The organism is Cellulomonas massiliensis JC225 (assembly GCF_000312005.1).
Lineage (GTDB): Bacteria > Actinomycetota > Actinomycetes > Actinomycetales > Cellulomonadaceae > Cellulomonas > Cellulomonas massiliensis.
Window position 1 is genome coordinate 2090646 of sequence record NZ_HE978588.1, and the last position, 3201, is coordinate 2093846.

Annotated in this window: 4 protein-coding genes; 3 read left to right on the forward strand and 1 reads right to left on the reverse strand. The window is 78.6% G+C overall.

The window, feature by feature from the left end; all coding sequences use genetic code 11:
* The first annotated feature begins 200 nt into the window (after positions 1–200).
* Complete coding sequence (locus tag HGCM_RS09925; RefSeq protein ID WP_019136690.1) at positions 201–836, forward strand: hypothetical protein; 636 nt, start codon at positions 201–203, stop codon at positions 834–836.
* A gap of 2 nt (positions 837–838) precedes the next feature.
* Positions 839–2101, forward strand: a complete 1263-nt coding sequence (locus tag HGCM_RS17870; RefSeq protein ID WP_019136691.1) for a CpaE/TadZ family protein — start codon at positions 839–841, stop codon at positions 2099–2101.
* 8 nt (positions 2102–2109) lie between these two features.
* Here the strand turns inward: HGCM_RS17870 and map are convergent, their stop codons facing one another.
* Complete coding sequence (map, locus tag HGCM_RS09935) at positions 2110–2880, reverse strand: type I methionyl aminopeptidase (protein ID WP_019136692.1); 771 nt, start codon at positions 2878–2880, stop codon at positions 2110–2112.
* 49 nt (positions 2881–2929) lie between these two features.
* Between map and HGCM_RS17875 the strand changes: the two genes are divergently transcribed.
* The coding region (locus HGCM_RS17875) for a helix-turn-helix transcriptional regulator (RefSeq protein WP_019136693.1) at positions 2930–3201 on the forward strand (272 nt) is incomplete at its 3' end.

Consider the following 3201-nt stretch of genomic DNA (forward strand, 5'->3'; position numbering starts at 1 on the left):
AGCGTCTCCGCGACGTCGGCGACGGTCAGGAACCTCGGGGCCATGCCCGCAGTGTGGCACGCGTCGACCGGCGCCAGGCTCTGTCCACAAACCGCCCACGCGCGGCCCGCGGGCCCGGCAGGATGGGCGTCCGGCGCGCCGCCGGCGGCGGTCGTGCTCCACGGCGACCCGCCCCACCAGCCCCACGGACGAGGAGAGGCATGGACCTGCTCGAGGTGCCCGCACCCGTCGCCCCCCGGCTGCGCCGGCCCGGATGGCGCGACCCCCGGCTCCTGTCGGGCCTCGCGCTCGTCGCCGGCGCCGTCGCGCTGGGGTCGTGGGCGGTCTCCTCCGCCCAGCACACCGTGCCGGTCTACGTCGCCCGGGGTGCTCTCGTGCCGGGCGCCGTGGTCGAGCCGGGCGACCTCGCCGTGGCGGACGTCCGGCTGACGGGCACCGCCCTCGAGCGGTACCTGCGCGCGGACGCCCCCCTGCCGGAGGGCGCGGTCGTGGTGCGCGTCGTGGGGGACGGCGAGCTCGTCGCGCGCTCGGCCCTCGGCGCGGCGCAGGACCTGGACGTGCGCGCCGTCGCGGTGCCCTTGCGCGGCGCCCTCCCCCCGGACCTCGTCGCCGGTGCCCTCGTCGACCTGTGGCTCACCCCGCCCGAGGACGGCACCCCCGAGGCGCTCGCGCAGGCGGTGGTCGTGCAGGAGGTGGCCGACGAGGGCGGCGGGCTGTCGACGGGCGGCGCGACGGCGCACGTCCTGGTGCCGCAGGACGACCTGCCGAGCGTCCTCGCCGCCCTCGCCTCCGACGGCCGGGTCGACGTCGTCCCGCTGCCCGGGACCGGTGGCTGAGCGTGGCGGTCGGGGTCCTGTGCGCCGTCGGCGGCCCGGCGGAGTCGCTGCTCGTGCGCGCGGCGGAGCGGTCGCGCGGCCGCGCCGCCGTCACCCGGCGCTGCGCCGACCTCACGGAGCTGCTCGGCGTCGCCGAGGCGGGGCTCGGCCGGGTCGCCGTCGTCCCCGCCGACCTGGACGGACTCGACCGGGAGGCGGTCGACGCGCTCCGCCGAGCGGGGGTGCGCGTGGTCGGGCTCGCGGGCCCGGACCGTCCGTGGCGGGCCGAGCGCCTGCACGCGCTCGGCGTGGACCTCGTCGTGGCGCCGCCCGAGGACGACGACGCGGCGGAGGGCGTGCTCGACCGGCTGCTGGAGGTCCTGGAGTCCGACCCCGGCCCGGCGGACCCCGCGCCGCCCCCGCAGGACGGCGGCGCCGAGCCGCCGCGCGGCCGCCTGGTGGCCGTCTGGGGGCCGACGGGCGCGCCGGGACGCACGACGGTCGCCGTCAACCTCGCCGCCGAGCTCGCCGGGTCGGGACGCTCCTGCGTGCTCGCCGACGCCGACACCTACGGCGGGTCCGTCGCCCAGGTGGTCGGGCTCCTCGACGAGGCGCCGGGCCTCGCCGCCGCGGCCCGGTCGGCCGGCCAGGGGGTGCTCGACGTGCGCACCCTCGGCCGGCTCGCCCCCGTGGTCGCCGAGCGCCTGCGTGTGCTCTCGGGGATCTCGCGACCGGACCGGTGGCCCGAGCTGCCGGGCCCGTCGCTCGACGTGGTGTGGGAGGTGAGCCGGGCGCTGGCGCAGTGGACGGTCGTCGACTGCGGCTTCTGCCTGGAGGAGGACGAGGTCCTCAGCTACGACACGCGGGCCCCGCGCCGGAACGCGGCGACGACGAGCGCCCTGGCGGCGGCCGACGTCGTGGTGGCCGTGGGGGTGGCGGACCCGGTGGGCATCCACCGGCTCGTGCGGGCGCTCGGCGACCTGGCCGACCGGGTCCCCGGCACCCCGCGCACGGTGGTCGTCAACCGCGTCCGTGCGTCGGTGGCGGGAGCCCGGCCGCAGGACGCCGTGCGGGACGCGCTCGCGCGGTACGCGGGCGTGACGGCGGCCACGCTGCTGCCCGACGACCGGGCCGCCGTCGACGCGGCGCTGCTCGAGGCCCGGACGCTGCGGGAGGTCGCGCCGTCCTCGCCGGTGCGGCGGGCGATCGCCGCGCTGGCCGAGCAGCTCGACGCGGCCCTGCCGCAGGAGGCGCGCGAGCGCGCCGCGGTGGCCGGGGGTCGCTGAGCGCGCCGTCAGCGGGGGAGCGTGAGCACCTGCGCGCCGTCGTCCGTCACGGCGACCGTGTGCTCGCTGTGGGCGGTGCGGCAGCCCGTCGCGCTGCGCAGGGTCCAGCCGTCGGCGTCCGTGACGAGCTCGTCGGTGTCCGCCATCACCCAGGGCTCGAGCGCGAGCAGGAGGCCGGGGCGGAGGCGGTACCCGCGGCCCGGGCGTCCGTCGTTCGCGACGTGCGGGTCCTGGTGCATCGTCGACCCGACGCCGTGGCCCCCGAACTCGGTGTTGACCGGGTAGCCGTCCGCGCGCAGCACCGCGCCGATCGTGGCCGACAGGTCCCCGACCCGGACGCCGGGGCCGACCGCCTCGATCGCGGCGGCCAGCGCGCGCTCGGTGACGTCGATGAGCGCGGCGCTCTGCGGAGACGGTGCGTCCCCGACGACGAAGCTGACGGCGGAGTCGGCGACGACGCCGTGCAGCTGCACGGCGAGGTCGAGCGTGAGCAGGTCGCCCTCGGCGAGCACCGCGTCGTGCGGCAGGCCGTGCAGGACCGCGTCGTTGACCGACGTGCAGATGACGTGGCCGAACGGGCCGCGGCCGAACGAGGGCGCGTAGTCGACGTAGCACGACCGCGCACCCGCCGCGCGGATCAGCTGCGCCGCCCAGCGGTCGATCTCGAGGAGGTTGGTGCCGGCGACGGTGCGCTCGCGCAGCGTCTGCAGGATCTCGGCGACGAGGGCACCGGTGTCCCGGGCGCGCGCGAGCTCGGGCCCGCTGAGGATCTCGATCATGGTGCCTCCGATAACTATCCCGGCAATACTATCCCGCTAGAGTGAGGCCATGGTCCGCCTGCCCCTCACCACCCCCGAGCTCGAGCGGGGTCGCCGCCTCGGCGCCGCGCTGCGGCGCGCGCGGGGCGCGCGTCCGATGCTCGCGACGGCCCTGGCCGCCGGCGTCTCGCCCGAGACGCTCCGCAAGATCGAGTCGGGCCGGGTCGCGACCCCGTCCTTCCCGACCGTCGCCGCGATCGCGCAGGCGGTCGGCCTGTCGCTGGACGCGCTCTGGGCCGAGGTCGGTGCCGACGCCGCGCCGGCGCCGGGGCCGGTGCCAGG